Source organism: Streptomyces sp. NPDC037401, assembly GCF_055602345.1.
The window spans coordinates 76,044-100,120 of record NZ_JBVJWO010000012.1; the positions used below are offsets into that span (position 1 = coordinate 76,044).

The window sequence follows — 24,077 nt, forward strand, 5'->3', positions numbered from 1 at the left end:
GTGAACAGCCCTTTGGTTCGCCGGGAAGAAGCATTTTCGGCATGGCGGCTTCCGTTTTTGGGTGTGGAATTGGGGAGTCGCGTCGGGAAAACGGGTCGCCATGAAGGAGTTCCTGCCGTGCAGGCCAACGGCACGCCGGGGTCAGCGGGTGGGCCAGTACCAGAGCGGCTCGTCCAGCGGGCCCTCCCGACCCGCGACCTCCGTCTGGCCGAAGTCCTTGACGAGCTCGATCGTGTGGTGGTCCACGCGGTGCCGGCGGGTGCCCGCCTCGAGGGCCTCCGCCAGCGGCGCGGCGTGGGTGACCACCACGGTCTGCGCGTCCCGGCTCGCCGTCAGGATGAGGTCGGCGAGCGGCTCCAGGAGGTCCGGATGCAGGCTGGTCTCCGGTTCGTTGAGGACCATCAGCGCGGGCGGGCGCGGAGTGAGCAGGGCGGCCGCCCACAGCAGGTAGCGCAGGGTGCCGTCGGAGAGCTCGGCGGCGCCCAGCGGACGCAGCAGGCCGTGCTGGTGCAGCTCCAGCTCGAACCGGCCGCCCCGGTCGGCGACCGAGACCCGGCTCCCCGGGAAGGCCGCGTCCACCGCCGCGTCTAGGGCCGCGTGGTCGCCGATCTCCCGGATGGTCTGGAGGGCGGCTGGCAGGTCGGCGCCGTCGGCGCCGAGCACCGGGGTCCGGGTGCCGATCCGGGAGGACCGGGCCGGCGCCTCGGCGTCCGTGCGCACGTGGTCGTAGAACCTCCAGGACCGGATCAGCTCCCGCAGGGTCAGCAGGTCGGGGGCGAGCTGCGGGTCGGCGAGCTCGCTGAGCATCGAGTCGTACGGGCGCAGCGCGCCCTGGCTGCGGTGCCAGCCGCCGTCCGCGGTCCGCGTTCGTACGGCGGGTCCGGAGCGGTCGCACAGCAGCGCGGCCGGGCGGAGCACCGGGCCGGCCCAGGTCGCCTCGCGCTTGATCTCCGGGTCGAGGCCGAAGAGGGAGTCCGGGACGGGGGCCGGGTGGCCGAAGTCGACGGCGTAGCCGAACTCGTCGCCGGAGAAGCCCAGCCGGAGGCTGACCGGCTCGGTGCGGACGGTCGGCTCGACGGCGTACCGGCCCTCGCGCACCGCGCGGCCCGTCTTCTCCGGGCCCGCCCACAGGGTGGAGGGGAGCCCGCCCTCCCGGGTCAGCGCCGCCACCGCCCCGCCGCGCGCGGAGTCGGCGAGCAGCCGCAGGGCGCGGTAGAGGCTGGACTTGCCGGTGCCGTTGGCGCCCGTCACGACGGTGAGGCGCGAGAGCGGCACGACGAGGCGGCGCAGGGAGCGGTAGTTCTCGACGGCGAGCGTGGTGATCATAGGGGCACCGTGCCACAGGAGGGTGTTGTGTCACGCTTCACATGGCAATGTCACGCCTCGGCCCGCTCGCCGTCCGGGCCGCTGCCGACCGCCGCCCCCGCGCGCCCCTTGCGGAGCACCGCACACGCCAGCGTCACCGCCGAGCCCAGCACCGCCCAGCCGGCCAGGATCAGCAGCGAGGCACCGGCGTCGTTCCCCTTGAAGTACGAGATCGACCGAGCCGCGTAGGTGCCCGCGCCCGGCGGCAGGGCCGGCCCGATCTCCCGCCAGAACGGCGGCAGCAGCGGGTACGGGTAGGCCCCGCCCGCGCTCGGGTTGCCGAGCACCACGACGAGCAGGATCGCCAGCCCGATGCCCACCACGCCCGCGAGGCCCTGGAAGGCCAGCGTGATCGCGCCGACCGCGAAGACGACCAGCGCGCCCAGCCCCCACAGGCCCCAGATGCTGCCGGGCAGCGCGCCCAGTACCGGCCCCGCGATCACCGCGCCGAGCAGGCCGGCCACGACCGCGTACGCGAGCAGCGCACCGAGCCGGATGACGGCGCGCGCCCCGTTCGCGGGCCGGGCCCCGGCGCTGATCGCGAGGATCGCCGCGCACAGGTAGCCGCCGACGCACCAGCCGACGACCAGGTAGAAGGAGGACAGGCCGCGGCTGTCGCCCTCGTCGGCCGGGGCCACGTCGATGACCTGGACCGTGCGCCGCTGGGCGCGCTCGGTCGCGCCGACGACCGCCTCCAGTGCCTGGGACAGCGAGGCGCCCGCGCCGCTGGCCACCAGCAGCCGGTCGGCCGTCCCGGCCGGGTCGATGATCAGGGCGCCGTCCACGTCCCGGTTCTCGATCTGCCGGACCGCCTCGGCCTCGTCCCGGGCCGCCCGGGGGTCGAGCGGGTCGCCGGGCAGGGCCGCGAGCCGTTCCACCGCCTGTTCGGTCACCTGCTGGGCGGGGGTGACCACGGCGAGCGGGATCTCGTGGGGCTTGGGGGAGTGGAAGGCGCCGATGTACGAGGTGATGAAGGCCAGCTGGAGCGCCAGCACTCCGATGACCAGCAGCGCGGCCCGGGTGGTGACTGCGTCCTTGATCTCGGCGAGAAAGCCGCGGGGAGGGGCTGCGTCCGTCTGTGTCATGCCCCCCACGCTCGGCGCGCGGTCCCCGCGGCGCAGCAGGGGAGGGGCCGAACGGATGACCCCGGCGGCGGTCCCGGAGCGTGAGATTCTGCTCGAACATTTGTGTCGTACGTGCGTTCGAAACTGGTCTATGGTGGAAGCGGGGGAGGTGGTCATCGAGGGAAGCAGGAGGCGCGGGTGCCAGGTTTCACGCATCTGCACACCGTTTCCGGGTTCTCCGCCCGGTACGGAGGCTCACACCCGGAGCGGCTGGCGCAGCGCGCCGCCGACCGGGACATGGACGCCCTCGCCCTCACCGACCGGGACACCCTCGCGGGCACCGTCCGGTTCGCCAAGGCGGCCGCGAAGGCCGGGATCCGGCCGCTGTTCGGCACGGACCTCGCCGTGGGCGCCGCCCCGGGCGCCCCCGCCGCCGCCCCGCGCGCCGGCGAACGGCGCCGCACCCCGGTCAAGGGCGGCGCCTTCGTCGACGAATCCGCCCCCCGCGCCGTCTTCCTCGCCCGCGACGGCGCCACCGGCTGGGCCGCCCTGTGCCGCCTGGTCACCGCCGCCCACGCGGCCGGCACCGCCGGCCTGCCGCAGCTGCCCTGGGCCGACAACCACGGCGAGGGGCTCCTCGTCCTCCTCGGCCCGGGCTCCGAGGTCGGCCGCGCACTCGCCGCCGGCCGCCCCGACCGGGCCGCCCGGCTGCTCGCCCCCTGGCGGGAGGCGTACGGCGCAGCGCTGCGCCTGGAGGCCGTCCACCACGGCAGGGCCGGCACCGGCCCCGGCTCGCTGCGGCTGGCCGCCCGTACCGTCGGCTTCGCCGCCGAGCAGGGCGTACCGGCGGTGCTCACCAATGCCGTGCGGTACGCGGACCCCGGCCAGGGCCCGGTCGCCGACGTGCTCGACGCGGCCCGCCGGCTGGTCCCGATCGACCCCCGCGGCCCCCTCGACGGCGGCGAACGCTGGCTCAAGGGAGCCGGCGCCATGTCCGAGGCCGCCGAGCGGATCGCCGAGTCGGCCGGACAGCGCCGGGAGGGCGCCCGGCGGCTGCTGGCGCAGACCCGGGAGGCCGCCGAGTCCTGCCTCGTCGACCCCGAGGACGACCTCGGCCTCGGCTCGGTGCACTTCCCCGAACCCCGGCTGGTCGGCGCCGCGCGCCGCACCGCCCAGCGGGTACTGGCCTCCCGGTGCGCCGCGGGCATGGTGCTGCGCGGCTACGCGCCCCGCCGCGCGTACTGGGACCGGATGCACAGCGAGCTGGACGTCATCGCCCACTACGGCTACGCCTCCTACTTCCTGACGGTCGCCCAGGTCGTCGACGACGTACGGGAGAGGGGGATCCGGGTCGCCGCGCGCGGATCCGGCGCCGGATCCCTGGTCAACCACCTGCTCGGCATCGCGCACGCCGACCCGGTCGAACAGGGCCTGCTGATGGAGCGGTTCCTGTCCAGGCGGCGGCCCGTGCTGCCCGACATCGACATCGACGTGGAGTCCGCCCGCCGGCTGGAGGTCTACCGTGCCGTCATCGGCCGCTTCGGCGCCGAGCGCGTCGCGACCGTGTCCATGCCCGAGACCTACCGGGTGCGGCACGCGATCCGGGACGTGGGAGCCGCCCTGTCCATGGACCCCGCCGAGACCGACCGGCTCGCCAAGGCCTTCCCGCACATCCGCGCCCGCGACGCCCGCGCGGCCCTGGAGGAACTGCCCGAACTGCGCGGCGTGCAGGCGGAGGAGCACGGCCGGCTGTGGGACCTCGTCGAGGCACTGGACGCCCTGCCGCGCGGAGTCGCCATGCACCCGTGCGGGGTGCTGCTGTCCGACGCCTCGCTGCTCGCCCGCACCCCCGTCGTGCCCACCAGCGGCGAGGGCCTGCCGATGTCCCAGTTCGACAAGGAGGACGTCGAGGACCTCGGACTGCTCAAACTCGACGTCCTGGGCGTGCGGATGCAGTCCGCGATGGCGCACGCCGTCGCGGAGATCCGGCGTGCCGCGGGGGAGGAGCTGGACCTCGACGACCCGGCGCAGGTGCCGCCCGGCGACGAGGCCACGTACCGGCTGATCCGCTCGGCCGAGACCCTCGGCTGCTTCCAGATCGAATCACCGGGCCAGCGCGACCTGGTGGGGCGGCTCCAGCCCGCCACCTTCCACGACCTCGTCGTGGACATCTCGCTGTTCCGGCCGGGACCGGTCGCGGCCGACATGGTCCGGCCGTTCATCGAGGCCCGGCACGGGCGCGCCCCCGTCCGCTACCCGCACCCCGACCTGGAGCGGCCGCTGCGCGAGACCTACGGAGTGGTCGTCTTCCACGAGCAGATCATCGAGATCGTGGACATCATGACCGGCTGCGGGCGGGACGAGGCGGACCGGGTGCGGCGCGGGCTCTCGGACCCGGAGTCGCAGGGGCGGATCAAGTCCTGGTTCGCGCAGCGCGCGCAGGAGCGCGGCTACCCGGCCGACGTGACCGCCCGTACCTGGGAGATCGTCGAGGCCTTCGGCAGCTACGGGTTCTGCAAGGCGCACGCGGTGGCGTTCGCCGTGCCGACGTACCAGTCGGCCTGGCTCAAGGCGCACCACCCGGCGGCCTTCTACGCCGGGCTGCTCACCCACGATCCCGGCATGTACCCCAAGCGGCTGCTCCTCGCGGACGCGCGGCGGCGCGGGGTGCCGGTGCTGCCGCTGGACGTGAACCGGTCCGCGGTCGCCCATAAAATCGAACTGGTGTCGGAAGAGCCGCGGCGGTGGGGGCTGCGGCTCGCCCTGGCCGACGTCCACGGCATCAGCGAGGCGGAGGCCGCGCGCATCGAGGCCGGACAGCCCTACACCTCGCTCCTCGACTTCTGGGACCGGGCCCACCCGGGCCGGCCGGTGGCCGAACGGCTCGCCCAGGTCGGGGCGTTGGACGCGTTCGGCGCCAACCGACGGGACCTGATGCTGCACCTGTCGGAGCTCCACCGCTCCCAGCGCTCCCAGCGCGGACGCGCCGCGCACGGCGGCCAGCTGCCCCTGGCGGGCGGCCGCAGGACCGGCCCCGTCGGACTGCCCGACCTCAACGCCGCCGAGCGGCTCAGCGCCGAGCTCGGCGTCCTCGGCATGGACGCCTCCCGCCACCTGATGGACGACCACCACGGCTTCCTCGCCGAGCTCGGCGCCGTCCCGGCCCGGCGGCTGCGCGAGACCGGGCACGGGCAGACCGTCCTGGTCGCGGGCGCCAAGGCGGCCACCCAGACCCCGCCGGTCCGCTCCGGCCGCAGGGTCATCTTCACCACCCTCGACGACGGCACAGGCCTGGTCGACCTCGCCTTCTTCGACGACAGCCACGAGGCCTGCGCGCACACGGTGTTCCACTCCTGGCTGCTGCTGGTGCGGGGCGTCGTCCAGCGGCGCGGGCCGCAGAGCCTCAGCGTGGTCGGGTCCGCCGCCTGGAACCTGGCCGAGCTGGCGGAACTGCGCCGCGAGGGCGGACTGGACGCCGTCGCGGCCCGGCTCGCCGAACCCGCCCCCGCTCCCGCTCCCGGTCCCGGTCCTGGTCCCGGTCCCGCTCCCGGTCCTGCCGGCGAGCCGGCCGGCGGCACGGGCCCGGCGCCGGGCGCCGGGCGCCGCATCCACCTGCCCACCGGCTACGAGCTCAACCCGTGGGCCGACCTCCAGCCGCCCGGCGCCGGCCCGGCGACCGGCCGCAAGCTGTGGCACTCCAGCCCGGGGAGCGCGGGATGACCGGCGCGGCCGGCGCCACCGTGCTGTGCGTCCGCTTCCGGGAGGCGGGCGGCGAACCCCTGGGCGCCGCCACGTACGCCGGGCTGCTCGGGCTGCTCGGCGCGCTGACCCCGGTGGTCCAGGACCTGCCCCCCGACGCGGCACTCGCGGACGTACGGGGTGCACTGCGCTATTTCGCACGTGACACTGCACAGCTCGCCGCCGTCGTGCGGGTCAGGGCGCTTGCCTTGTACGGAGTGGAGTGCGCGATCGGCGCCGCCCCCAACCCCATGCTGGCCCGGATGGCCGCCCGGGAGGCCCGGCCGGGGCAGACCCTCGTGGTCCCCGGTGAGCCCGCCGCCGTACGGGAGTTCCTCGCCGGGAAGCCGGCCGCTGCCCTCGACGGCGTCGGCACCCGGGCCGCCCGCTCCCTGTGCGGGTACGGACTCGACTCCGCGGGCCGGATCGCCGCCGTCCCGCTCCCCGTCCTCCAGCGGATCCTCGGCGCGAAGGCCGGGCGCGAACTGCACGAACGCGCCCACGGGATCGACCGCACCCCGGTGGTCCCGGGCGCCCCCGTACGCTCCCTCGCCGCCGAGCGGCCCTTCGACCGCGACGAGATCGACCCCGTCCGGCACCGGCGCGCCCTGCTCTCCCTCACCGAGGAGCTCGGCCTGCGGATGCGCGCCCGGCAACAGGTCTGCCGCGCCCTCACCCTCACCGTCCGCTGCGCCGACCGGACCACCGTCACCCGTACCCGCACGCTCGCCGAACCCACCGCGCACTCCGCCGTGCTCACCGCCACGGCGTATGCAATGCACGCCGCGCTCGGCCTCCAGCGGGCCCGGGTGCGCGTCCTCTCGCTGCGCGCGGAGGGCCTGTCACCGGCCGAACAGGCCGCGCACCAGCTGAGTTTCGACCCCGAGGACGAGAAGTCCCGCCGGATCGAGGCCGTCACGGACCGGGTGCGGGCGAAGTTCGGACCCGGCGCGATCCTGCGGGGCTCGCTCGCGGCGTGATGCCGTCCTGGCGCGGGCCCGGCACGGGGCCCGAAACGGGGCCGACATGACGACGCGCCAGTTTTTTACCGACGCGTAACTTCCCAGTTTTGCTACTCGCCCGTAATTTGGCGGGTGCAGCTCACCTTGTGATCCGGATCACGGGCGAATCCCCCATCGCATTTCCCCTTCCCCGCAAGGAGATCACCCGATGCTGCCCTGGAGACGACTGCTCGGACCGCTCACCGCCCTGGTGCTCGCCGCAGCCGCACTCACCCCCACCGCCGCCGCACAGGCCGCCGCCGCGCCCGGCAGCGGATGGAACAACTGGTCCTGCAAGCCTTCCGCCGCCCACCCCCGGCCCGTGGTCCTCGTCCACGGGACCTTCGGCAACTCCGTCGACAACTGGCTCGGCTTCGCCCCGTACCTGGTCAACCGCGGGTACTGCGTCTACTCCCTCGACTACGGGCAGCTGCCCGGCGTGCCCTTCTTCCACGGCCTCGGCCCCATCGAGAAGTCGGCGCAGCAGCTCGACGCGTTCGTCGACCGGGTCCTCGCCGCCACCGGCGCCCCCGAAGCCGACCTCGTCGGGCACTCCCAGGGCGGCATGATGCCGCGCTGGTACCTCAAGTTCCTCGGCGGCGCCGACAAGGTCAACGCCCTCGTCGGCATCGCGCCCGACAACCACGGCACCACCCTGCTGGGGCTCACCAAGCTCCTGCCGTTCTTCCCCGGCGCCGAGGACCTCATCAGCTCGGCCACCCCCGGCCTCGCCGACCAGATCGCCGGATCGGCCTTCCTGACCGAGCTCAACGCCGGCGGCGACACCGTTCCCGGTGTCGCCTACACCGTCATCGCCACCCGGTACGACCAGGTGGTCACCCCGTACCGCAGCCAGTTCCTGAACGGGACCGGCGTGCGCAACGTCCTGCTCCAGGACCTGTGCCCGCTGGACTTCTCCGAGCACGTGACGATCGGCCTGACCGACCGGATCGCCTTCCACGAGGCGGAGAACGCGCTGGACCCGGCGCACGCCGAACGCACCACCTGCGCGTCGGTCTTCGACACCGACTGACGCGCAGGCGGCCGGGGACCGGCGGTGGTCCGGCAGCGGTCGGTCAGCGGTCGGTCAGCGGCTGTGCCGGCCGCCGACGGACCGCCGCCGCACGCTCGCGAACAGCACGGCCGCGCCGAGGGCCAGCACCCCCGCGCCGGTGGCCGCGATCACCGGCGTGGCGGAACTGCCGCCCGTCTCGGCGAGGTTCTCGCCGAGCGGGGAGGCACTGCCGTCGGCATCCGGCTCGTTGGCGGGCGCGGGGCTGCTCGGCTCCGCGCTCGTCGACGCGTCGTCGTCGCCGTGGCCGCCGTGCTCGACGGTCGACTTGCCCTTGCCCTTCTCGATCTGCTCGTCGCTGGGCGCGGAGGCCGTCGGCTCGGGCGAGCCCGGCGCGGCCGGCGCGGGCTCGCCGACGGGGCGGGGGTCGGCAGGTACGGGCGAGGTGCCGCCACCGGCCCCACCGGCCCCACTGCCCTTGGCGAAGACCACGTCCGAGCAGGTGTAGAAGGCCTCGGGGCTGTCCGAGCGCTGCCAGATGCTGTAGATCAGGTGCCGCCCGGACTTCTTCGGCACCTTCCCGCGGAAGACGTAGTCCCCGCCCTGCATCCGCGGGTCGGTGACCTTGGCGAACGGCTTCGCCTCCAGGTCCGACCACTTCAGCGGCTTCGACGGGTCGTACCCGTCCTTCGTCACGTACAGCGCGAAGGAACCCCGGTGCGGGGCCGTGCCCTTGTAGCGGAAGGTGTGCGTGCCCGCGGACATCTTGCTCGCCGGCCAGTCGCGGCGCGCCAGGTCCAGCCCGCGGTACTTGGCGTTCCCGGCGGAGCACAGCTTGCCGTCGGGGATCAGCCTCTTGTGCCGGCCCGCGGCATTGGCGATGTTCACGGCGTTCCAGTCGTAGAACGCCTGCGTCCCGCTCGCCGCCACCGCAGCCTTGCACGCCGCCGACTTCGGCGACTCGGGCCCCTCCGCGTAGCAGGCGGCCACCCGGCTGACCGGGTCCGTCATCGAGCCGTGGGCGGCGGCGGGCGCGGTGGCGAGCGCGGCCAGCGCGAGCGGCGCGCAGCCGAGGGCGACGACGGCGGAGGCCGTGCGGCGAGCGGTCATGGGCGGATCTCCTTCGGGCGGCGCACGTCGGGGGACCGACAGGGTGCGACAGTGGGTGCGCCACGCAAGCTAGCCGCTCGGAACCCCGGAAAACGGGCCCCGAGCGGCCCCCGGGAGATCTTTAGGGCGGCCTTAAGGTCCGGGTAAGCGGGGCTTCGGGATCAGCCTCCGCCGCGTCCGTCCCGCCTCGCCACGCCCCGGGTTCAGGCGCGGGAGACCGTCGCCAGGGTGAAGCGGCGGACCACCTCGATGCTGAGGTTGCCGTACGCCGTGAAGTACGGCGCCGCCGTCAGCTCCGTACCGACCGCGTCGTCGCGGGCCACGATCCGCGATGCCCGCGCCGTGCGGTCCAGGTCCGCGCCGTGCACCCGGCCCAGCCGGACCCGCCGCGTCACGCCGTCCGCCTGCACGTCCAGGAAGCAGTCCCACACCCCGGGGGAGATCGGGGCGGCCCCGTCGACCGTTGCGAGGTTCACGTCCGCACGGAACCCGGCCATCCCCAGGTCGGCGTCCCCCCGGCCGCCGTCCGCGGCCAGGTCGGGCGAGGGGCAGGCCGTCGCCGGGACCTGGTGCTCCGTCCCGGACACCCGCTCGCGCAGTACCAGCCGGCTCGCCATCCGGGCGGTGCCCAGCCCCTCGACGTACCCGTGCCCGGTGAGCCGGAACCGGCTCTCCTTCCAGACCATCGCCTCCAGGCGGTGCCGGGCCCTGAGCTTGTCGGTGACGTCGTAGAGCTTGTCCGGCAGCCCGGCCGCCGGATCCCGGAAGAGCGGGAACCGCCGGTAGACGCGCCCGCCGTCCGCGTACAGCTCCGCCGGGCTCTCCGCCGGGTCGTACGCCGCCAGCTGCGCGAAGGCGTCGAACCTGCCCTGGGTGAAGGCGTACAGCCGCAGCAGGTCGAGCACGGACAGCTCGCCCGCCATGTCCGGGGTCCAGTACGCCTCGCACAGCGCGCGCCCCCGCTGGTAGACCTCCGTCGTGAAGGCCGGATCGGTGGCGTAGGCGCGGGCGGCCGGGACGAGGGCCTTGCCCACCAGCGCGCGGAAGTGCCGGCCGAGCATCCGGCGGCGTCCGACGGGGTCCGCGACCCGGTCCGAGACCATCCGCATGACCCGCTCGACGTGCTGGATGCTCTCGTTCGCGGTCCGCGGGCGCAAGGTGATGTTGCGGCCGTCGTCACGCCGGCGCAGGTAGTAGCAGTCGTAGTCGCCGACCACGGAGATCTTGCCGGCGGCGAGGTAGGCGGCCGTCACGAAGAGCTGGTCCTCGCCGAGCCACAGGTCTTCCGGGTAGCGGATGCGCCCGCGCTCCAGCAGCTCGCGGCGGATCAGCTTGGCGCTGTGCAGCGAGCGGTAGACCTCCGAGGTGAAGAGGTCCGCCTGCTCGGCGTGCCGGTGTGCCTTGTCCGCGACGGAGCGGCCCAGACCGACCAGCTTGGCCAGCACGATGTCGCTGCCCTGGGTCTCGGCCATGTGCAGCAGCCGCTCCAGCGTCTCCTTGCCGAGGTAGTCGTCGGAGTCGACCACGTAGACGTACCGGCCGCGGGCCATGTCGAGGGCGCGGTTGCGCGGCGCGCTGGGGCCTCCGGAGTTCGGCTGGTGCACCACCCGGATCTGCGGGTACCGGGCGGCGAAGCGGTCCAGCTCGGCGCCGCTGCCGTCGGTCGAACCGTCGTCGACGGCGATCACCTCGATCCGCCCGAGGCCCAGCGACTGCGACACCACGGAATCCAGGCACTCGGTCAGGTAGGGCATCGAGTCGTAGACCGCGATGACCACCGAGATGTCCGGTATGTGGGTGCTCGGCAGGGGAGGGTGAGGTGAAAAGGTGCTCATATACCGGGATTTCCCATTTCTGCAGAGCGGGTACGTGCCATACGCAGCAAAGTATGAACCCAAGGCCGGGCGGTACGGCCGGCCAGGTCCGCGAGCCCGGCCTTCCCGGGATCCGGCTCTGCGCCGACGCCGGGGGCGGGGGAGCCGCGCAGGACCGCCGACGCGCACGGGCGCCGCGGGCGCGAAAAAACAAAAGGCAAGGAGGTGAAACCTCTCCTTGCCACTCTCAACTTATAGCGCACGGGGGGGCTTGCGGCAAGGCCCCCGTCGTACCGCAGAATCGCAGACCTGAGCCGGAAGCTGCAGAAATGGGAGATTCACGAAGTGCATTTGCTTTTGTCGGTTTACGGATCGCTGCGGATGTGCCCGCCGCGGGCCCACGCGCACTCGACCCCCGGAAAGGAGCTGATGCAGTGAACTCCCTCACCACCAGCGCGTTCGCCCTGCCCGACCGCCTCGCCCCCAAGGCCGACCCGGCGCTGATCGCCGGCGACGAGCAGCACTTCGCGGCCATCGCCGAGAGCCTGGAGCAGTCCATCGCCGAACTGTCCGACCGCCTCGACGCCGAACTCAAGGCGCCCGGCGGCATCGGACGGGAGGCGATGGAGCGCGACATCGAGATCCACCGGCTGACCGCCCGGCTGCGGACCCTGCGCCGCTTCGGCCTGGACCTGTGCCTCGGACACGTCGTCGGCGCGGACGGCTCCGAGCCCGTGTACATCGGGCGCCTCGGCCTCACCGACAGCACGGGCCGGCGGCTGCTGACGGACTGGCGCTCCCCGGCGGCCGAGCCGTTCTTCGCGGCGACCCACGCCAGCCCGATGGGCCTGTCGAGCCGCCGCAGGTACCGCTGGACCCGCGGCCGGATCAGCGACTACTGGGACGAGGTGTTCACCGCCGACGGGCTGGAGCGGCACGCCGCCCTCGACGACCAGTCCGCCTTCATCGCCAGCCTGGGCGGCAACCGCTCGGCCCGCATGCGGGACGTGCTCGCCACCATCCAGGCCGACCAGGACGCCATCATCCGCGCCGGATCCCGCGGCGCCCTCGTCGTCGACGGGGGTCCGGGCACCGGCAAGACCGTCGTGGCCCTGCACCGCTCCGCCCACCTCCTCTACTCCGACCCGCGCCTCGGCCACCGGCGGGGCGGCGTGCTGTTCGTCGGCCCGCACCAGCCCTACCTGGCCTACGTGGCCGACGTCCTCCCCAGCCTCGGCGAAGAGGGCGTACAGACCTGCACCGTGCGGGACCTCGTCGCCGAGGGCGCCGGAGCGGCCGTCGAGAGCGACCCGGAAGTGGCCCGCCTGAAGTCGACCGCGGACATGGTGAAGGCGATCGAGAAGGTCGTCAGGTTCTACGAAGAACCGCCCACCCGGGGCATGACCGTCACGACCCACTGGGCCGACGTCCGGCTGACCGCCGACGACTGGGCCGAGGCGTTCGACGCACCGGAACCGGGCACGCCGCACAACGAAGCCCGCGACCAGATCCGGGAAGCCCTGGTCGCGATCCTGACGGACAAGCACGAGGACTGCGACGACGCAACGCCCGAGCTGCTGCGGAAGTCCCTGCTGAACAACAGGGAGCTGGTCGGGGCCCTCAACCGCGCGTGGCCGCTCCTCGAGGCGGCCGACCTCGTCGGAGACCTGTGGTCGGTCCCCGCCTACCTGCGCATGTGCGCGCCCTGGCTCAGCGCCGACGAGGTCCGCAAGCTGCAGCGCGCGGACGCCCAGGCCTGGACGGTGTCCGACCTGCCGCTCCTGGACGCTGCCCGGCAGCGGCTCGGCGACCCCGAGGCATCACTGCGCAAGCGCCGGCACGAGGCCTCCGTCGCCGCCGAACGCGAGCGCATTGCCGGCGTCATCGACAACGTCCTCGCGGCCGACGCCGACGGCGAAGGAGCAGTGACGATGCTGCGCGGCCAGGACCTGAAGGACAGCCTGATCGACGACACCGCACTGCCCGCCGCCGACCCGGAACCCCTCGCGGGCCCGTTCGCGCACATCGTCGTGGACGAGGCCCAGGAACTGACCGACGCGGAATGGCAGATGCTGCTGCTGCGCTGCCCGTCCCGGAGCTTCACCATCGTCGGGGACCGCGCCCAGGCCCGGGACGGCTTCACCGAGTCGTGGCGGGACCGGCTCGAGCGCGTCGGGATCGACCGGATCGAGGTCGCCTCCCTGAGCATCAACTACCGCACGCCGGAAGAGGTCATGACGGAAGCCGAGCCGGTCATCCGGGCCGCGCTCCCGGACGCCAACGTGCCGACGTCCGTCCGCAGCAGCGGCATCCCCGTCGCCCGCGGATCCGTCGCGGAGCTGGAGACGGTCCTCGACACCTGGCTCGCCGCGCATGCCGAAGGGGTCGCCTGCGTCATCGGCACCGGCGGCATCGACGGCATCGGGGAGGACGTGATCCGGGCGAGGCCCCGCGTCCGGTCGCTGACTCCGGAGCTGTCGAAGGGGCTCGAGTTCGACCTGGTCGTCCTCGTCGACCCGCAGGCGTACGGCGAGGGGGTCGGGGGAGCGGTCGACCGCTACGTCGCGATGACCCGCGCGACGCAGCAGCTGGTCATCCTCACGGGTTCCTGACGCCGGGGGAGGCGGCGGACAGGCGGGCCAGACCGCCCCGACGGGCCAGGGACTCCAGCTCGTCCAGGGCCCGTACGGCCCGGTCCGCCGCCTCCGGGTCGCGTCCGGCGAGCCCGCTCGCGGCGAACTCGTCCTCGTCCAGGCGCAGCACCTCGGAGCCGTCCGCCGACACCCACAGGTCGAGGTCGAGGTCCTCCACGCGGACCTCGCCGGGGCCGACCGCAGCGGGCCGGGTCACATCGCAGTACCAGCCCTTGAGCGCGCCCGCTGCGGTACGGACCTCCTTGACGGCGTACCAGCGGTCCCGCCAGAAGTGCTCGGTGAACACGTCACCGGGCTCGAAGCGGACGAAGCCGAAGTCGCGGACCCCCTCGGCGGCCCATGGGGCCCGCACGGTGACCCGGGAGCCGTCGTCGCCGAGGAGCTCCGCCGGGTAGCTGATCTTGACGCGGCCGGCCTTGCTCAGTACCACGGTCCATTGCAATGTCACACGTCCCCCAACGGTTTCACATAGCGCACTTCGGTGGCGCAGATCTCGTACCCGAACCACTCGTTGATCGCGAGCATCGGGCCGTTGCCCGCGTCGTTGCCCGTGAACGCCTCGGTGTAGCCGGCCGCACGGGCCCGGTGCAGCGAGGCGTTCTTCGCCAGCTTGGCCAGCCCGCGGCCACGGAACTTCCGCCGGGTGCCCGTCATCGCCGAGGAGTAGCGGGTGGCCCCGTCGGTCTCGGCGGCGCTGAAGGCGGCCACTTCGCCGCCGACCACCGCGACCATGGTCAGGTCCCGGTCGAGGGACGGGTTCCCCCAGGTGTGCCGCAGCCAGTCCTCGTAGTCGTCGAGCTCGATCCCCACGTCCCCCGGCTCGTCCCCGGTGGCCTCCGCGTCCACCAGGAACAGCGGCCGCGGATCGTCCGCGAAGTCGGCGGCGGGCCGCAGCTCCACCCCGGCGGGCAGCGGCGCAGGCTCGGGCAGCGTGCCGGCCGCCAGATCGAGCCGCAGGAAGTGGGCCGAACGGCTGGGCGTGAACCCCCGCCGCGCGGCGAAGCCCGTGTGCCGCGGCTCGTCGAGCACCCACGCGTACAGCGAGGCCGCGCCCGCGCCCGCGAGGTGCTGCTCCGCGGTCCGCAGCAGCAGCGAGCCGGCGCCGCGGTCCCGGTGGCCGGGGTGCACGTACGCGTTGACGAAGGACAGGCCCGGCTCCGCGCTGTCGTAGGCGACGCCGACCTGCGCGGTCCCGACGGCGACGCCGTCCTCCTCGGCGATCAGCAGCCGGTACCTCTTGGCCGGATGCGCCGACTCCAGTTCGAAGGCGACCCCGGAAGCGGTCGCGATCATGAAGGGAAGCGCAGCGCGGCGCACGTTCACGACCGCCTCGGCGTCCGCGGGGTCGCCGGGGCGGAAGTCTCGGATCATGACGGTCATGGACGGCGACGTTACGTGCGGCGTCGGGCTGGCCGCCTTCGAATTTCCGCTCCGCAACTCCGGGCATGCGCGAGAATCGGCCCGTGACCTCGAAGAGCGTGACCCTGAAGATCGCCGTCGACCCTGCCGATCCCGCCGCCCCGTACGAGCAGTTGCGCGCCCAGATCGCGGCGCAGGCGCACGCGGGACGGCTGCCCGTCGGCTTCAAACTCCCGACCGTGCGCGGGCTGGCCGAGGAACTCGGCCTCGCCGCCAACACGGTGGCCAAGGCCTACCGGGTCCTGGAGGCGGACGGGGTCGTCGAGACGCGCGGCCGCAACGGCACCTTCATCGCGGCAGCGGGCGACGCGGCCGCCCGCGAGGCGGCGGCCGCCGCCCAGTCCTACGCCGACCGCGCCCACCGCCTGGGCCTGACCCGGGACGAGGCCCTCGCCCTGGCCGTGGACGCCCTCCGGGCCCGCTACGCCGCCTGACCCCCCCGTGACCCGGCCCCCGCGGGGTCCGCCGGCGCCGACCGCGACCACGGGGCTTCCCCGGCAGTCACAGGTGTACGGACCCGCGCGGTTCTCCCGCCGATGTCACGGGTACGGCCCCGCGGCTTCCCCCGCCGACGTCACAGGTACAGGCCCGCGTCCGAGCCCGCCGGCTGCGCCGGCACCGACGCCGGGCCCGTGCCCCGCCGGAGCGCGAACAGCTCGGCCAGCGTCGCACCCTCCCGGGAGACCCCCTCGTCCGTGCCGAGCCACTCCACCGACTCCCGGTGGGTGAGCCGGCCGACCTCGATGCGCGCGAGGCAGCGGCCCGGCCGCACCACGGCCGGATGGAGCCGCTCCAGGTCCTCGTTGGTCGTCACGCCGACGAGCACGTTGCGCCCCTGCCCCAGCAGACCGTCCGTCAGGTTGAGCAGCCGCGACAGCGCCTGCCCCGCCGTGTGGCGCGCCTCGCCGCGGATCAGCTCGTCGCAGTCCTCCAGGAGCAGCAGCCGCCAGCGGCCCTTCGCCGTGCCCTCGTCCTCGCCGATCGCGATGTCCATCAGGTAACCGACGTCGTTGAACAGCCGCTCCGGGTCCAGCACGCAGTCCACCTGGCACCACTCCCGCCAGGAGCGCGCCAGCGTGCGCAGCGCCGACGTCTTGCCCGTTCCCGGCGGCCCGTGCAGCAGGAGCAGCCGGCCGGCGATGTCGTCCGGCGTGATCTTCATCAGCCGGTCCATGGCGTCGGCCACCGGCGCGGTGTAGTTGGGGCGGACCTCGTTCCACGTACCGGCCGCGATCTGCCGGGTGGTGCGGTGCGGGCCGCGTCGCGGGGAGACGTACCAGAAGCCCATGGTGACGTTCTCGGGCTGTGGTTCGGGCTCGTCCTGCGCCCCGTCCGTCGCCTGGCCGAGCACGGTCCCGGCCAGCTCGTCGCTGATGGCGGTGACCGTCACGTCCGCCCCGCGGTTCCAGCGCGAGACGAGCACGGTCCATCCCTCGCCCTCGGCGAGCGTGGCGCTGCGGTCGGTGTCCTTGGTGGAGCGCAGGACCCGGGCCCCCGGAGGCAGCAGCGTCGCACCGGACTTGACCCGCTCGATCGTCACGCTGTGCGAGTACGGCTGCTCGCCCGTCGCGAAACGGCCGAGGAACAGGGCGTCGACGACGTCCGACGGCGAATCGCTGTCGTCGACGCTGAGCCGGATCGGCAGTGCGTGCTGCGGGTCCTCTGGGGTGGCTGGCATGGCGCCCATGATCCGGCACGAACTGCCCGTACGCACCCGGGTTTCCCCGGTTCGGCCGTAGAACTTCCCTTCCGAAACCACCCTCCCGTGAAGGTTCGCCCGCACGTCCGCGGCATCCCCTCACCCAACATTCTTGGCATGGACACTTCCGGGGTTGCGGGGTCGGCGATACGACGGATGTGGCAGAAAACCTGCTAAGGGAGGGTCCATGAAACTGTCCCGATTCGCGGCATTCTCAACCTCGTTGCTCCTCGCCGGATCCGCCGCCCTGCTCGGCGCCGGCCCGGCGAACGCGGCCGGAACGGCCGCGTCCTTCGGCTACGTGGCGCTCGGCGACTCGTACTCGTCCGGCGTGGGAGCCGGCAGCTACGACAGCGCCAGCGGCAACTGCAAGCGCAGTACCAAGGCCTATCCGGTCCTCTGGAAGAACGCCCATTCCCCCGGTTCGTTCGCCTTCACCGCCTGCTCGGGCGCCCGTACGGGTGATGTCACGGCGGGCCAGCTCGGCCCGCTGAACTCCGAAACCGACCTCGTCAGCATCACCATCGGCGGCAACGACGCCGGATTCGCCGACGTCATGACGACCTGTGTGCTCCAGTCCGAATCCACCTGCCTCAGCCGGATCGCCCAGGCGAAGGCGTACGTCGACAACACCCTGCCCGGCAAGCTCGACAGCGTGTACGGCGCCATCCGCGCCAAGGCACCCAACGCCCGCGTGGTCGTGCTCGGCTACCCCCGCTTCTACAAACTGGGCGGCAGCTGCACCACCGGGCTGTCCGAGACCGAGCGGGCGGCCATCAACGGCGCGGCCGACCACCTCAACACCGCGACCGACAAGCGCGCCCGCGACCACGGCTTCGCCTTCTCCTCCGTCGTCGGGACCTTCACGGGCCACGAGATCTGCTCCGGCAACGCGTGGCTGCACAGCGTGAACTGGCTCAACATCGGGGACTCGTACCACCCCACCGCCAACGGCCAGTCCGGCGGCTACCTGCCCGCCTTCACATCGGCGGCGTGAGCCCGCCCGCAGCGCTCGGGTCCGCAGCACCCGGGTCCGCCACACTCGGACTCGGCCCGTAGGAAGGGGAGGCCTCGCCCGTCGGGGCCTCTTCACATGTGACGGTGTACCGCGCCCAGTGAGATTGCACTGTCACCGGTGACCGCACCTCCAGCCGTACCGCGTCCTCCAGCACCCCGTCGGGGTGGTGGTCGAGCACGGTGTGCTCTACGTGCTGGACGCCCGCGCTTCCACCGTCCCCCGCGGCGACCTCCACGGTCCGCCAGCCCGCGGCCGCATCCGCCTCGCTGCGGACGGCCCACCGGTACTCGACGCGCGCCGGTGCACGTCCCACCTCGATCACCCCCGAGAATTGCGGCGCCGTCTCCGCGGTCGGCGGGCACGCACCCGTGTGGTGCGCGCGCTCCGTGTGCACCTCGACCCGGACCGTCTGCGCGGGGTGCGGCGAAGCCGGCGGGTTGCCGCCCGTCGCCGTCGCGGCGGCGCCCGTACCGGGGGAGTCCCCGGCCCCCGGCGCCGTCTGCCCGCCTCCCGTCCCGCCTCCCGTCTCGCCCCCGGTCCCGGCACCGGCGGACCCGGACGCCGAGGGAGCCTTGCCGGACCCGCCCGCGTTGTCCCTCCCCGCGCCGTCACCGTTCTCGAGCAGCACCCACGCCAGCGCCCCGAGGGCCAGCACCAGCGCGAGGATCCCCGCGGCCAGCACCACCCCGGCCCGGCCGCGGCTCCGGCCGCCCCCGGTGCCCGCCCCCGGGCCCGGCTCCGGCAGCCGGCCGGACTCCGTCGGCGGGTACGGGCCGTACGCTCCGCCCGGCACCGTGTCCCCGCCGCCGTCCCCGCCCCCGGCCGCCGCGCCGCCGTCCCGGCTCACCACGGTGTGCCCCGGCCCCGCGACCGGGCCGCCGGTGGCCCGTACCGCCCCGCCCGCGCCGACGACCCGCAGCATCCGGGCGGCCTCCGCCGCCGACAGCCGCTCGGCCGGGTCCTTGCGCAGCAGTCCTTCCAGTACGGGCAGCAGCGCGCCCGCCCCGCGCGGCGGCGGCAGCTCCTCGTCCACCACGGCCCGCAGCGTGCTCAGCGGCGTGTCCTGCCGGAAGGGCGAGACCCCCTCGACCGCCGCGTACAGCATGACGCCGAGCGACCACAGGTCGGACTCGGGGCCCGGTGTGCGTCCCAACGCCCGTTCAGGGGCCAGGAATTCGGGGGACCCGATCACCTCGCCGGTCATCGTGAGCGACGAGCTGCCCTCCAGGCGGGCGATCCCGAAGTCGCTCAGCACCACCCGGCCGTCGTTGGCGATGAGGACGTTGGCGGGCTTCACGTCCCGGTGCAGCACGCCCGCGTCGTGCGCGGCCCGCAGCGCCGCCAGCACCTGCTCCCCGATGTGCGCCGCCCGCTGCGGGGTCATCGGCCCTTCGGCGGCGAGCACGTCCGCGAGCGACAGCCCGCGCACCAGCTCCATCACGATCCACGGCCGTCCGTCCTCGGACGCCACGTCGTACACCGTCACCACCCCGCGGTGCGAGACGCGTGCCGCGGCCCAGGCCTCCCGCTCCAGGCGGGCGTACATCCGGCGCACCTCGGAATCGTCGAGCCCGGCCGGGGCCCGCACTTCCTTGACGGCCACCTCGCGGCCCAGGAGCTCGTCCCGCGCGCGCCAGACCGTACCCATGCCGCCCTGGCCCAGCCGGTCCAGGAGCCGGTACCGGCCCGAGACCACACGCTCACCGCTCGGCACTCCGGTCACGGAGCCCCCCATCCGCGCAACGCAATCGGGCGATCACTTCAAGTTAGCCCAGTGCGCGGTTTTTGCCAGCCCGCGCGTACACAACTGTCCCGCGGGCGCCCCTGATTCGGCGCGAGCGCCCCCCCGGGCGCCGTGTGGGCGCGGAGAGTAGCGGTCGACTTCGGTAAGTAACCGTCAATTGTGGTGCGGTGACGGCCAAATCACCCTCCCGGGATACCCGACTGCGCCGAGAGGGCGATAGGGTTAACCTGCCCGGGCCGGGTGCCCTCGTACGGGTGGGGAGAGACATGGAACAGATAGCAATGCGCAGCAGGCCGCCACGCGTGCCTGCCATCACCTGCGGAAGCAGCGCGACCAGTTCGCGGCTCGACCGCCACCTCGCCGTGCTGGGCGGCCCCGCCGTCCCGCAGCGCGAGGCGGCCGAAGCCACCCTGCTGATGCGCGAGCTGACGTCGCGTGACCACACGCACGTCCACCGGAGCCGGAGCGCGCGCGTGTCGCTGTTCGCCCCGCTGCGCCGGCTGCGGCGCTCGCTCTTCGGCAGCCGCCACTGACCCAGTCCCGGCACCTTCCCGGCCACACCCGGTCCCGTCCCCAGGCCTCAGGCGATCACACCGTCCCGGCGTAGTCCGTCGATCTGCGCGTCCGTCATCCCCAGGGTGCGCAGGACGGTACCGGTGTGTTCGCCGAGTGCCGGTACTGCACCCATCCGCGCCTCCGGTCCACCCGGCAGCACGATCGGCGGCAGCAGTGCGCGCAGCGGGCCTGCCGCCGAATCCACCTCCCGCCAGCGGTCCCGTGCCGCGAGCTGGGGGTGTCCGGCCAGCTCCGCGACCGAGTTGAGGCGTGCGCAGGCGATTCCCGCACCCTCGAGGCGGGCGACGGCCTCGTCGGCGTCCAGGCCTCCCAGGGCCTTCGCCACCACCGCATCGGTCCGCTCCCGGTTCGCGGTCCGTGCCGCGTTCGTCGCGTACGCCGGATCGTCGGCCAGCTCCGGTTCCTCCAGGACCTGTTCGGCGAGGCGCCGCCATTCCCGGTCGTTCTGCACGGACAGCAGCACCCGGCCGCCGCCGGCCGTCGGGTAGGCGTCGTAGGGCGCGATCACGGCGTGTGCGAGGCCGGTCCGCACCGGCTGGGCGCCGCCGTGCATCGTGTGGTGCAGCGGATGTCCCATCCACTCGGCGAGCGCGTCGAGCATCGACACCTCCACCGGGCCGCCCCGGCCGGTCGTGCCCCGCCGGAGCAGCGCTGCAAGAACACCCGAGAACGCGTACATCGCGGCGGCGATGTCGGCGGCGGGGATCCCCGCCTTGACGGGCTGGTCCGGTGTGCCCGTCACCGAGACGAGTGCCGCTTCACATTGCACCAGCATGTCGTACGCCCTCTTGTGCGCGTACGGACCGACGGCGCCGTAGCCGGAGATGTCCACCGCCACCAGGCGGGGGTGCCGGGCGCACAGCGTGGCGGCGTCGAGCCCCAGCCGGGCCGCGGCCCCCTGGGCCAGGTTCTGTACGAACACGTCCGCGTCCGCCACCAGCCGGCCGGCCAGCTCCCGCCCCCGCGGATCCTTGAGGTCGAGGGCCACCGACTCCTTGCCCCGGTTCGCCCACACGAAGTGGGAGGCGAGTCCCGCCGCCGCCGTGTCGTAGCCGCGCGCGAAGTCGCCGCCGTCCGGGCGCTCGATCTTGATCACCCGGGCGCCGAGATCGGCGAGCTGGCGGGTGGCGAACGGCGCCGAGACCGCCTGCTCGACGGCGACGACGGTGACCCCGTCGAGGGGGAGCGGGTCCGAGGGGTGCGGGTCCGAGGGGTGCGGGTCCGAGGGGTGCGGGTCCGTGGGGTGCGGGTCCGTGGGGTGCGTGTCGGAGTGCATGACAAGCACACCTATCCGCTCGGACCCCGTCTTGTCACCCCCGGCCGCGTGCGAACCGGCGCGCGGCGAGCGGCACGAACACTCCCAGCAGGACGAGCGACCAGCACAGGGCCGCCGCGACCGGGTGGGCGGCCGGCCACGCCGCGCCCGGCGCGGCTTCCGCGCCGGCGTTCCCGCACGGCCGTGGCCACCGCGCTGATCGGGTTCCACTCGGCGAGGAAGCGGACCCAGCCGGGCAGCCCGCCGGTGGGGATGTACGCACTGGACAGCAGCGGCAGCACGAAGGTGGCGCTGCCCAGCTGGCCGGCCGCCTCCTCGCTCGGCGCGATCATCCCGAGGTACGTGCCGACCCAGGCGGTGCCGAAGCGGAACAGCAGCAGCACGCCGAAGGCGCCGAGCGCGCCCGGGATCCCGCTCTCGATGCGCCAGCCGACCGCGAGGCCCACCAGGATCAGCGGGACCATGCCCGCGGCGGTGGTCAGCAGATCGGCCGCGGTCTGGCCGAGCGGTACCGCGGCGCGGCTCATCGGCAGCGTGCGGAAACGGTCCATCACGCCGCGGTGGGCGTCCTGCGCGGCCGTGAACATGCCGGTCATCAGGCCGTTCGCGGCGGTCGCCGCGAGCAGTCCGGGCACCAGGAACTCCCGGTACTCCGCGCCGGGCATCGCGAGCGCGCTGCCGAAGACGTAGCCGAAGAACAGCAGCATCGTGATCGGCATGGTCTGGGTCATGATCAGAAGGGCGGGCGCGTGCTTCGCCCGCTGGAGCTGGCGGCCCAGTACCGCCGTACCCTCGTACAGCACATTGCTCATGCCACTCGTTCCCCGGCAGTGGTGGTCAGGCGGAGGAAGACCTCGTCGAGGGTGGGTGGACGCAGGGACGCGTCCACCACCGGTACCCCGGCGTCGTCCAGGGCGCGGATGATGCGCGGGAGGGTGAGCGAGGGGTCGCAGGCCACGGCGCCGACGGTCCGGCGCTCGCGGTCGATGACCGGCTCGGCGCCGGTCAGGCGGTCCAGCACGGCTGCCGCCGCGGCCGGTTCGGTGCCCTCGGGGACGGCGACCTCGGCGAAGGACCCGATCCGCGCCTTGAGGGCGGCCGGGGTCCCGGTCTCGGTGGCCCTGCCCCGGTCGATCAGCACGATGTCGTCGGCGAGCCGGTCCGCCTCCTCCAGGTACTGGGTCGTCAGCAGGACGGTGGCGCCCTCGTCGGCCAGTGCCCGTACCGCGTTCCAAACCTGGTTGCGGCTGCGCGGGTCGAGTCCGGTGGTCGGCTCGTCGAGGAACAGCACCCGCGGGCGGGTCAGCAGCCCGGCGGCGAGGTCCAGCCGTCGGCGCATGCCGCCGGACCAGGTGCGCGAGGGGCGGTCCGCGGCCGCGGTCAGGCCGAAACGTTCCAGCAGCTCGTCGGCGCGCCCCCGGGCCGCCCGGCCGCGCACCCCGGTCAGCCGGGCGAACAGCCGGAGGTTCTCGCGGCCGGTCAAGTCGCCGTCGACGGAGGCGTACTGGCCGGTGACCCCGATGGCGCGGCGTACCGCTGCAGGGTCACGTGTCACATGGTGCCCCGCAACGTGCGCCGAGCCGGCATCGGGCGCGGTCAGGGTGGTGAGGATGCGGACGGCCGTGGTCTTGCCCGCGCCGTTGGGTCCGAGGATCCCGCAGACGGTCCCCTCCGGCACGGCGAGGTCGAGTCCGCGCAGGGCGTGCACGGCGCCGTACCTCTTCTCCAGACCCTCACTAAGTACAGCGTACGTAGTAATCATGGGCGCCACCCTATCCCACTACGTACGGCGTACGTAACTACGATGGGTGGCGAGGTGATGATCGATGACTGCCAGTGGGCGTCCCGCTGTACCCGAGGTGATCTGGAGCCGCCCGGAACGCGCCGGCCGCGGACCGCGCCCGGCGCACAGCCGCGAGTCGATCGCGGCGGAGGCGGTGCGCATCGCGGACGCGGAGGGGATCGACGCCGTCTCCATGCGGCGCGTGGCCGCCGGCGTCGGCGCGGGCACGATGTCGCTGTACAACTACGTGCCGCGCAAAGAGGACCTGTACGAGCTGATGGTCGACGCCGTCAGCGGCGAGTACGCCTACCCGGCCGAGCCCTCCGGCGACTGGCGGGCCGACCTGCTGGGCCTGGCGCGCCAGACACGGACCCTGATGCACCGTCACCCCTGGCTGCCGCGGCTGCTCTCGCCCGTCCACGGCTTCAGCCCGCACGCCCTGCGCTACCTCGAGTACTCGCTCACCTGCCTGGACGGCCTGAACGTGCCGTCCGGACAGAAGATGGAGCTGATCGCCTCGGTCAACGGACTCGTGACGACCTTCGTCGCGGGCGAACTGGCCCTGGCCGAGCGCACCAGGACGCTGCCGTGGACCGAGGAGCAGGACCAGGCGGTGCGCGGCGCCTACCTCATGGGCCAGGTCGCGGCGGGCGCGTACCCGCGGCTGGCGGCCGTCCTGGCCGAGGGCGCGGCCCCGCAGGACATGGACGTGGTCTTCGACCGCATGCTGCTCCGGCTGCTCGGCTCCTTCGAGCAGGACGCCGCACCGGGATCCGCGGACGGCGCGCCCTAGCGGCGTCCGCC

General features: G+C 73.8%; 18 protein-coding genes and 1 pseudogene. 8 read left to right on the plus strand and 11 right to left on the minus strand.

All coding sequences use genetic code 11. The annotated features are described in order from the left end of the window. Positions 1-141: 141 nt before the first annotated feature. Positions 142-1,326, minus strand: coding sequence for an AAA family ATPase (locus tag ACZ7H1_RS14840; protein WP_470786761.1), 1,185 nt, complete (start codon positions 1,324-1,326; stop codon positions 142-144). 50 nt (positions 1,327-1,376) lie between these two features. Further along, the gene (locus ACZ7H1_RS14845; protein WP_470786763.1) at positions 1,377-2,450 is read right to left on the minus strand and encodes an ABC transporter permease; all 1,074 of its coding nucleotides are present in this window, start codon (positions 2,448-2,450) and stop codon (positions 1,377-1,379) included. A gap of 177 nt (positions 2,451-2,627) precedes the next feature. Between ACZ7H1_RS14845 and ACZ7H1_RS14850 the strand changes: the two genes are divergently transcribed. The 3 genes from ACZ7H1_RS14850 (at position 2,628) to ACZ7H1_RS14860 (ending at position 8,201) form a co-directional block, all read left to right on the plus strand. Further along, the gene (locus tag ACZ7H1_RS14850; RefSeq protein WP_470786765.1) at positions 2,628-6,149 is read left to right on the plus strand and encodes a DNA polymerase III subunit alpha; all 3,522 of its coding nucleotides are present in this window, start codon (positions 2,628-2,630) and stop codon (positions 6,147-6,149) included. Beyond that, positions 6,146-7,147 carry a DNA polymerase Y family protein gene (locus ACZ7H1_RS14855; RefSeq protein ID WP_470786767.1) on the plus strand — a complete coding sequence of 334 codons (1,002 nt, stop codon included), beginning with the start codon at positions 6,146-6,148 and terminating at the stop codon, positions 7,145-7,147. The genes ACZ7H1_RS14850 and ACZ7H1_RS14855 overlap by 4 nt, the downstream gene beginning before the upstream one ends. 190 nt (positions 7,148-7,337) lie before the next feature. Beyond that, the gene (locus tag ACZ7H1_RS14860) at positions 7,338-8,201 is read left to right on the plus strand and encodes an esterase/lipase family protein (protein ID WP_470786769.1); all 864 of its coding nucleotides are present in this window, start codon (positions 7,338-7,340) and stop codon (positions 8,199-8,201) included. A 54-nt stretch (positions 8,202-8,255) separates the two neighbouring features. Here the strand turns inward: ACZ7H1_RS14860 and ACZ7H1_RS14865 are convergent, their stop codons facing one another. Next, positions 8,256-9,290, minus strand: coding sequence for a lytic polysaccharide monooxygenase (locus tag ACZ7H1_RS14865; protein ID WP_470786771.1), 1,035 nt, complete (start codon positions 9,288-9,290; stop codon positions 8,256-8,258). A gap of 203 nt (positions 9,291-9,493) precedes the next feature. Beyond that, positions 9,494-11,125, minus strand: a complete 1,632-nt coding sequence (locus tag ACZ7H1_RS14870) for a glycosyltransferase family 2 protein (protein ID WP_470786773.1) — start codon at positions 11,123-11,125, stop codon at positions 9,494-9,496. A 413-nt stretch (positions 11,126-11,538) separates the two neighbouring features. Here ACZ7H1_RS14870 and helR point away from each other — a divergent pair, with 413 nt between their 5' ends. After that, positions 11,539-13,716: an RNA polymerase recycling motor ATPase HelR gene (gene helR / locus ACZ7H1_RS14875; RefSeq protein ID WP_470786775.1), complete on the plus strand. Its 2,178-nt coding sequence runs from the start codon at positions 11,539-11,541 to the stop codon at positions 13,714-13,716. Here the strand turns inward: helR and ACZ7H1_RS14880 are convergent. After that, complete coding sequence (locus ACZ7H1_RS14880) at positions 13,703-14,188, minus strand: ribonuclease FAU-1 family protein (protein ID WP_470786777.1); 486 nt, start codon at positions 14,186-14,188, stop codon at positions 13,703-13,705. The two genes, helR and ACZ7H1_RS14880, sit on opposite strands and share 14 nt — an antisense overlap. A 14-nt stretch (positions 14,189-14,202) precedes the next feature. Beyond that, the gene (locus tag ACZ7H1_RS14885; RefSeq protein ID WP_470786779.1) at positions 14,203-15,138 is read right to left on the minus strand and encodes a GNAT family N-acetyltransferase; all 936 of its coding nucleotides are present in this window, start codon (positions 15,136-15,138) and stop codon (positions 14,203-14,205) included. A gap of 98 nt (positions 15,139-15,236) precedes the next feature. Between ACZ7H1_RS14885 and ACZ7H1_RS14890 the strand changes: the two genes are divergently transcribed. Continuing rightward, positions 15,237-15,611 (plus strand): GntR family transcriptional regulator, encoded by a 375-nt coding sequence (locus ACZ7H1_RS14890; RefSeq protein WP_470786996.1) that lies wholly within the window; start codon positions 15,237-15,239, stop codon positions 15,609-15,611. Positions 15,612-15,751: 140 nt separating this feature from the next. On the opposite strand, the gene ACZ7H1_RS14895 is transcribed toward ACZ7H1_RS14890, so the two are convergent. Then, complete coding sequence (locus tag ACZ7H1_RS14895) at positions 15,752-16,855, minus strand: DUF5925 domain-containing protein (protein ID WP_470786781.1); 1,104 nt, start codon at positions 16,853-16,855, stop codon at positions 15,752-15,754. A gap of 208 nt (positions 16,856-17,063) precedes the next feature. Between ACZ7H1_RS14895 and ACZ7H1_RS14900 the strand changes: the two genes are divergently transcribed. Then, positions 17,064-17,873 (plus strand): SGNH/GDSL hydrolase family protein, encoded by an 810-nt coding sequence (locus ACZ7H1_RS14900; RefSeq protein WP_470786783.1) that lies wholly within the window; start codon positions 17,064-17,066, stop codon positions 17,871-17,873. Here ACZ7H1_RS14900 and ACZ7H1_RS14905 read toward each other — a convergent pair. Beyond that, on the minus strand, positions 17,857-19,629 hold the full coding sequence (locus ACZ7H1_RS14905; RefSeq protein WP_470786785.1) for a serine/threonine-protein kinase: 1,773 nt from the start codon (positions 19,627-19,629) through the stop codon (positions 17,857-17,859). The two genes, ACZ7H1_RS14900 and ACZ7H1_RS14905, sit on opposite strands and share 17 nt — an antisense overlap. Before the next feature lie 275 nt (positions 19,630-19,904). Here ACZ7H1_RS14905 and ACZ7H1_RS14910 point away from each other — a divergent pair, with 275 nt between their 5' ends. After that, the gene (locus tag ACZ7H1_RS14910) at positions 19,905-20,171 is read left to right on the plus strand and encodes a hypothetical protein (RefSeq protein ID WP_470786787.1); all 267 of its coding nucleotides are present in this window, start codon (positions 19,905-19,907) and stop codon (positions 20,169-20,171) included. 47 nt (positions 20,172-20,218) lie between these two features. Here the strand turns inward: ACZ7H1_RS14910 and ACZ7H1_RS14915 are convergent, their stop codons facing one another. The 3 genes and pseudogenes from ACZ7H1_RS14915 to ACZ7H1_RS14925 all read right to left on the minus strand — a co-directional run bounded on the left by ACZ7H1_RS14915 (position 20,219) and on the right by ACZ7H1_RS14925 (position 23,252). Continuing rightward, entirely contained in the window at positions 20,219-21,490 is a 1,272-nt protein-coding gene (locus tag ACZ7H1_RS14915) for a CaiB/BaiF CoA transferase family protein (protein WP_470786788.1), read from the minus strand. A 34-nt stretch (positions 21,491-21,524) separates the two neighbouring features. Further along, positions 21,525-22,302: pseudogene (locus ACZ7H1_RS14920) on the minus strand (ABC transporter permease). Continuing rightward, complete coding sequence (locus tag ACZ7H1_RS14925) at positions 22,299-23,252, minus strand: ATP-binding cassette domain-containing protein (RefSeq protein ID WP_470786790.1); 954 nt, start codon at positions 23,250-23,252, stop codon at positions 22,299-22,301. The pseudogene ACZ7H1_RS14920 and the gene ACZ7H1_RS14925 overlap by 4 nt, the downstream one beginning before the upstream one ends. 64 nt (positions 23,253-23,316) lie before the next feature. Here ACZ7H1_RS14925 and ACZ7H1_RS14930 point away from each other — a divergent pair, with 64 nt between their 5' ends. Beyond that, complete coding sequence (locus ACZ7H1_RS14930; RefSeq protein ID WP_470786791.1) at positions 23,317-24,066, plus strand: TetR/AcrR family transcriptional regulator; 750 nt, start codon at positions 23,317-23,319, stop codon at positions 24,064-24,066. Positions 24,067-24,077: the final 11 nt, after the last annotated feature.

Excerpts from the sequence above, each read along its gene's own strand:
- ACZ7H1_RS14840 (WP_470786761.1), bottom strand. The coding sequence starts at position 1,326 with ATGATCACCACGCTCGCCGTCGAGAACTACCGCTCCCTGCGCCGCCTC.
- ACZ7H1_RS14845 (WP_470786763.1), bottom strand. The coding sequence starts at position 2,450 with ATGACACAGACGGACGCAGCCCCTCCCCGCGGCTTTCTCGCCGAGATC.
- ACZ7H1_RS14855 (WP_470786767.1), top strand. The coding sequence starts at position 6,146 with ATGACCGGCGCGGCCGGCGCCACCGTGCTGTGCGTCCGCTTCCGGGAG.
- ACZ7H1_RS14860 (WP_470786769.1), top strand. The coding sequence starts at position 7,338 with ATGCTGCCCTGGAGACGACTGCTCGGACCGCTCACCGCCCTGGTGCTC.
- ACZ7H1_RS14865 (WP_470786771.1), bottom strand. The coding sequence starts at position 9,290 with ATGACCGCTCGCCGCACGGCCTCCGCCGTCGTCGCCCTCGGCTGCGCG.
- ACZ7H1_RS14870 (WP_470786773.1), bottom strand. The coding sequence starts at position 11,125 with ATGAGCACCTTTTCACCTCACCCTCCCCTGCCGAGCACCCACATACCG.
- ACZ7H1_RS14885 (WP_470786779.1), bottom strand. The coding sequence starts at position 15,138 with ATGACCGTCATGATCCGAGACTTCCGCCCCGGCGACCCCGCGGACGCC.
- ACZ7H1_RS14895 (WP_470786781.1), bottom strand. The coding sequence starts at position 16,855 with ATGCCAGCCACCCCAGAGGACCCGCAGCACGCACTGCCGATCCGGCTC.
- ACZ7H1_RS14900 (WP_470786783.1), top strand. The coding sequence starts at position 17,064 with ATGAAACTGTCCCGATTCGCGGCATTCTCAACCTCGTTGCTCCTCGCC.
- ACZ7H1_RS14905 (WP_470786785.1), bottom strand. The coding sequence starts at position 19,629 with ATGGGGGGCTCCGTGACCGGAGTGCCGAGCGGTGAGCGTGTGGTCTCG.
- ACZ7H1_RS14910 (WP_470786787.1), top strand. The coding sequence starts at position 19,905 with ATGGAACAGATAGCAATGCGCAGCAGGCCGCCACGCGTGCCTGCCATC.
- ACZ7H1_RS14915 (WP_470786788.1), bottom strand. The coding sequence starts at position 21,490 with ATGCACTCCGACACGCACCCCACGGACCCGCACCCCACGGACCCGCAC.
- ACZ7H1_RS14925 (WP_470786790.1), bottom strand. The coding sequence starts at position 23,252 with ATGATTACTACGTACGCTGTACTTAGTGAGGGTCTGGAGAAGAGGTAC.
- ACZ7H1_RS14930 (WP_470786791.1), top strand. The coding sequence starts at position 23,317 with ATGACTGCCAGTGGGCGTCCCGCTGTACCCGAGGTGATCTGGAGCCGC.